The sequence below is a fragment of the Micromonospora sp. NPDC005173 genome (genome assembly GCF_040608515.1).
Classification (GTDB): domain Bacteria; phylum Actinomycetota; class Actinomycetes; order Mycobacteriales; family Micromonosporaceae; genus Micromonospora.
Map to the genome: position 1 here is coordinate 1 of NZ_JBEXIK010000110.1, position 1,336 is coordinate 1,336.

Annotated in this window: 1 protein-coding gene; it reads right to left on the reverse strand. The window is 69.7% G+C overall.

The window, feature by feature from the left end:
• A partial coding sequence (locus ABZV00_RS37800; RefSeq protein ID WP_355615465.1) for a low temperature requirement protein A occupies positions 1-746 on the reverse strand: 746 nt, incomplete at its 3' end.
• Positions 747-1,336: the final 590 nt, after the last annotated feature.

Below are 1,336 nucleotides of genomic sequence, written 5' to 3' on the forward strand. Positions count from 1 at the left end.
ATCCACCACAGCAGCACCGTGGTCGCGAACGCCACCACGACCGCCGCGCCGCGGGCCGCCTCGAAGCCGCCGCTGCTGAGCCCCAACCCCGTCACCAGAATCAGCTCGCCCAGCGCGATGATGAAGAACTGCCGATGCCGCTCGGCCAGGAACTCGCCCGAGACCGAAAACTCCGCCGCACCGGCGCGGCCCAGCCTCGGCATGCGCCAGCCGAGTCTGGCCACCGTGTAATCCACGGCCACCGCCAGCGCCCACAGCACCCCACGCGGCCAACCCTGCATGAGGGCGCCCGCGAGCCACGGCACCGCCGACACGCCGAACCAGAACAGCACCCGCATCTCGGGACGCTGCCGCTCGTCGCCCCACGTAACGACCACGAGAAACAGGCTGCGACCGACCTGGACGGCGACATACACGCCGGCGAAGACCAAGCCACGTCCGCCGAACGCCTCAGGCGCTGCGGCCGCCAGCACCAAGCTGCCGAACATCGCCCCGATGGCCAGCCGCCGTATCGCGGGCTGCCACGGGTCGAACCTATCGGCTACCGCCGCCGACTGGGTCCACACCCACCACAGGGCGAGCAGCACCACCAGCGTCTGGAAGGCGCCGCTCCAGTTCAGATGCTCCCGCAGCCCTTGCGAGAGCCGGAAGATCGCGAAGACAAACACCAGGTCGAAGAACAGGTCCAGGAACGTCGCCCGCTGCTCATCCGATCCCCGCACCAGCCGGGCTGCGCCACCCGTCATCGGTTCGCCCCGTTTCTGCCGCTTCTGTCAGCCTCTGGAACAGTCGTACCACCCGGCAGCGCTGGTGGATGTGGATGTGCTGCTGCGGCCTGGGGTCGAACGGCCTCGCCCGTGGCGGGCGACGGTAGAGGCCGATCAGTTCCTTCCAGCCGTCGCCGCCGGTTCTGATCAGCTCGTCGACCTTGGCCAGCCGTCGGGCCAGTGCCGTGGCGAGTGAAGCGTCATCCGCGATTCCAGCGCGGAGGGGCTGATCTCCACCGCCCCGGTTGGGTGCGCACATCTGCCGCAAGCCGCGCGCTGGTCCGGGGACCCGGTGTCGGGAATCGGCAACAGTGGCACACTTCGCTCGCGAACGCGACGGAGGCAGTCGGCCTGCTCTCGGAGATCGTGGATTCTCTCGCGGCGCAGGGCTTCGACACCCGGCCACTGGTGGTCGATTCGCCCGCTTCGCCAGGCGAGGTCGATGCGGTAGAGGGCCAACTGGGGTGCAAGCTGCCGTAGCGTCAGGGCGCCGGTTGGCACTGGCTCGCATACCCCTTGCCGCCCTCGGGCTGGCTCTTCAAGAGCGTGCCGCCGCTGGCCGGCGCCCG